Here is a 4,033-nt window from a genome sequence, read left to right on the forward strand (position 1 = left end):
CCGGGCCGGCGGTTCTGGCCTCATTCGCGGCGGTCGCGCTGGCGGCGGCGCTGCTGTGGGCGGCGGGGCTGGCCTTGCCGCTGATCTTCGGCTTTGCCGCGCTGCAGGGCGCGGGGGCGGGGCTGATGTCGATCCTGCGCCCGGTTCTGGTGGCCGAGGCGCTGGGCCGGTCGGGCTTTGGGGCGATTTCCGGCGCGATCGCGGTGGCGCCGATTCTGGGTTCGGCCGCGGCGCCGGCGCTGGGGGCGGCTCTTCTGGCGCGGGCCGGGGCCGAGGGCGTATTCCTGGCCTGCGGGCTGATGGCGCTGGCGGGGCTTCTGGCGATCTGGGGGCCGGCTGCGCGGCTGCGGGGCTAGGCCTTGGTCCTAATCCTGTCCGCGCGACAGCCGGTAGCCCACCCCGGGCTCGGTGAAGATCCAGTGCGGATCGGCGGCATCGTCGCCCAGCTTGGCGCGCAGCTGGCGGATATAGACGCGCAGATACTGGCTGTCCTCGGCATGGGCCGGGCCCCAGATTGCCTTGAGGATCATCTCCTGCGTCACCAGCCGCCCGGCATGGCTGGCCAGCAGCCACAGCAGATCGAATTCGCGGCGGGTCAGTTTCAGATCCTCGCCCGCCATCTGCGCCCGGTGATCGGCCGCGTCGATGACCAGGGGCCCCAGCTCGAGCCGCGCCGCCGCCTGGCCGGGCGCGCGGTGATCGCGCAACAGCCCGCGCAGCCGCGCCAGCACCTCGCCGGTCGAGAAGGGCTTGGTCACGTAATCCTGCGCGCCCGCATCCAGCGCGGCGATCTTGCCGCTGTCATCGCTGCGCACCGACAGGATCAGGATCGGCAGCTGCGACCATTCCCGCACTGCCTTCAGCACCGAGATCCCGTCGGCATCGGGCAGGCCCAGATCCAGGATCATCGCCGAGGGCGCCTGTTTCGCGGCCAGCGCGATCCCCTCGCGCGCGGTCGCGGCTTCCGAGACCAGATGGCCCTCGGCCTCCAGCGCCAGGCGCAGGAAGCGGCGGATCGGCGCCTCGTCCTCGACGATCAGGATCCGGGCCTGGGGGGCGGTCAATGCGACACCTCGGGATTCCACAGCGGCAGTTCCATCACGATCCGTGTGCCGCGCCCGTCGGGATGGACGGGTTCGGCGCGGATCCTGCCGCCATGGGCTTCCACGATCCCCTTGCAGATGGCAAGGCCCAGCCCGGTGCCGCCGCGCCCGCCATCGCCCTGCTCGGCACGCCAGAACATGTCGAAGACATGCGCGGCGGCGCCCGGCGGCAGGCCCGGGCCCTCATCCTCGACCGACAGGATCGCCCGGCCCTGGCCCAGGCGGGCGGCGATGCGGATCGGGCTGCCGGGCCCGGCATATTTTTGCGCATTGTCCAGAATATTGACCAGGACCTGTTCGATCAGCACCGGATCGACCTCGACCGGGGTCATGTCGGCGGGGATCGTCACCTCGACCGGCTGGCCGCGCAGCGCCGAGCGCAGCCGGTGGCGTGCCGCGCCCACCAGTTCGCGCAGATCGGTGGCGGCGGTGCGCGGTTTCAGCGCGCCATGGCCCAGCCGCGTCATGTCCAGCAGGTTCTGGATATAGCGGTCCAGCCTTTCGCCCTCGTCGCGGATCGTCTCGACCAGCGCCGCGCGGTCGGCGGCCGGCTGGTCGGGCCGCTCCAGCCCCTCGGCGGCGCCCAGGATCGACACAAGCGGCGTGCGCAGGTCATGGCTGACCGAAGACAGCAGCGCGCTGCGCAGCCTTTCGGTTTCGCTCAGCACCCGGCTTTGCGCCAGATCGTCGGCCAGCCGCACCCGTTCCAGCGCCAGCGCGACCTGATCGGTCAGCGCCTCGACCAGGCGGCGGTCGCCCGGCGCGGCCTCGCGCCCTTCGGGATAGGCCAGGCCCAGAACGCCGATCCGCCGGTCGGAGGCGGTCAGCGGCAGGAACAGCCAGCGCGAGGCGGGCAGCGTGGTCGAGCCGCGGCCTGCCGGTTCGCCATGGTCGAAGGCGTAATGCGCGGCGGAAATCTCGCGCGGTTCCATCCGGTCTTCGGGCGGGAAGGCACCGACGATCGCCAGCCGGCCCGTCTCGGCCGGCAAGAGAAGGATCGTCTCGCAGCCCAGGACCGCGGCGACATGGCTGACCGCCGCCCAGACCACATCGTCCAGCGAGGCGGCGGCGGCGGCCCGGCGCGAGAAATCGTAAAGTTTGCGGGTGCGGTCGGAAATCGCGCGCTGGGCGATGGCGCGGTCGCGCAGCCTTGCGGCCAGATTGCCGGTCAGGATCGAGGCGGCCAGGAACAGAAGCAGGGTCAGGAACTGCGCCTCGCTCCAGATCCGGAAGGTGTAGCGCGGCTCGGTGAACAGCAGGTTGTAGACCATGAAACTGACGACGGCCGCCGCGACCGAGGGCCAGCGGCCCAGTTTCGCGGCCACGGCCACCACCATGGTCATGAAGATCAGCGACAGGCTGAGAACCGGCACCAGCCGGTCGGCGGCCCAGGCGATCAGCGTGGCCAGCGCCACGGCCAGCATGGCCTGGCCAAGCCGCCTTGCGGTTTCGGGCCAGGGCGGCAGGCGGGGCAGGGTGCGGGCGCGGGCGGGGCTTTCGTCATCGGTGACCAGCGTCAGCTCGAACTGGGTCGCCTGCCGCAGCAATCCGCGCAGCGCCAGCTCATGTGCCGAGGGCGTCAGCCAGCGCGCCAGCCGGCCCACCGGACCGCCGCGCGCGGGCGGGCGCGGCAGGACGATGCGGCGGATGTTATGGGCGCGGGCGAAGGCGATCACCTCGGCCGCGGCGTCGCGTTCGGTCTGCAAGACGCTGACCTCGGCCCCCAGCCGTTCGGCCAGCCGCAGCGCCGCCGCGGCGCTGTCGCGCGCCTCGGCCCCCGTCCGCGTCTCGGCATGCAGGCTGGTCAGCGCGATCGCCATCCATTCCACCCGCGCCCGGTCGGCCGAGCGTTTGGCGATGCGCAGCGCATCGCGCCCCACGGCGCCTTCGGGCAGGACGACCAGGATGCGTTCCTGCGTGGGCCAGGGCCCTTCGATCGCATGGGCGGCCATATGTTCCTGCAACTGCGCATCGACCCGGTCGGCGGCGGTGCGCATGGCCAGTTCGCGCAGCGCGGTCAGATTGCCCTTGGCGAAGAAATTCGCCACCGCCCGCGCCGCCTGATCCTGCACATAGACCTTGCCCGCGCGCAGCCGCGCGATCAGCTCGTCCGGGGGCAGGTCGATCAGCTCGATCTCGTCGGCTGCCTCCAGCACCGAATCCGGCACGGTTTCGCGCACCCTGACCCCGGTGATCCGCGCCACCGTGTCATTCAGCGTCTCGACATGCTGGACGTTCAGCGTGGTGAAAACGTCGATCCCCGCCGCCAGCACATCCTCGACATCCTGCCAGCGCTTGTCATGCCGACCGCCCGACAGGTTGGAATGCGCCAGCTCGTCGATCAGCGCCAGGTCGGGGCGGCGGGCGATCAGCGCCTCGGCATCCATTTCCTGCAGGATGCGGCCATTGTGATAGACGGCGCGGCGGGGCAGCACTTCCAGCCCGCGCAGCATCGCCTCGGTCTCGGCCCGGCCATGGGTTTCCACCACCCCCACCAGCACCTTGACGCCTTCGGCCGCGCTTTGACGCGCGGCCTGCAGCATCGCATAGGTCTTGCCCACCCCGGGGGCCGCGCCGAGAAAGATCTTCAGCCGCCCGCGATGTTCGCGGCGAGCCTGGGGCAGAAGCGCCTCGGGCGCGGGGCGGGGCAGGTCGGGCATGGCGGTCCCTAATTGCCGGCAGAAGGCGGCACGGGGGCGGCTTCGTCAAGCGCCAGATTGAAGCGCAGCACATTGACGCGCGCCTCGCCGTAAAGACCAAGCCAGGCGGGCTCGGTCAGGCCGGCGATCATCGCGCGGACCGTCTCGACCGGCAGGCCGCGGGCCGTCGCGATGCGGGCGGCCTGGCCAAGGGCGTTTTCCGGCGAGACATGCGGATCCAGGCCCGAGCCCGAGGCGGTCAGCGCGTCGGCCGGCGCGGGGGCGTCGCTG

At 71.7% G+C, this 4,033-nt stretch carries 3 protein-coding genes and 1 pseudogene; 1 reads left to right on the forward strand and 3 read right to left on the reverse strand.

What is annotated here, in order from left to right; genetic code table 11:
- Nucleotides 1-356: pseudogene (locus K1Y73_RS21435) on the forward strand (hypothetical protein); the annotation flags it as partial.
- Nucleotides 357-365: 9 nt separating this feature from the next.
- Here K1Y73_RS21435 and K1Y73_RS21440 read toward each other — a convergent pair.
- From K1Y73_RS21440 to K1Y73_RS21450, 3 genes are all read right to left on the reverse strand, one after another.
- Nucleotides 366-1,064 carry a response regulator gene (locus K1Y73_RS21440; protein ID WP_225030434.1) on the reverse strand — a complete coding sequence of 233 codons (699 nt, stop codon included), beginning with the start codon at nt 1,062-1,064 and terminating at the stop codon, nt 366-368.
- A complete protein-coding gene (locus K1Y73_RS21445; RefSeq protein WP_225030435.1) occupies nt 1,061-3,763 on the reverse strand; it encodes a sensor histidine kinase in 2,703 nt (900 codons plus the stop codon). Before K1Y73_RS21445 ends, K1Y73_RS21440 begins: the two co-directional genes overlap by 4 nt.
- Nucleotides 3,764-3,771: 8 nt before the next feature.
- Nucleotides 3,772-4,033, reverse strand: a 262-nt coding sequence (locus tag K1Y73_RS21450) for a potassium-transporting ATPase subunit C (RefSeq protein ID WP_225030436.1), incomplete at its 5' end; no start/stop codon positions are given.

The sequence above is a fragment of the Xinfangfangia pollutisoli genome (assembly GCF_020179405.1).
Lineage (GTDB): Bacteria > Pseudomonadota > Alphaproteobacteria > Rhodobacterales > Rhodobacteraceae > Pseudogemmobacter > Pseudogemmobacter pollutisoli.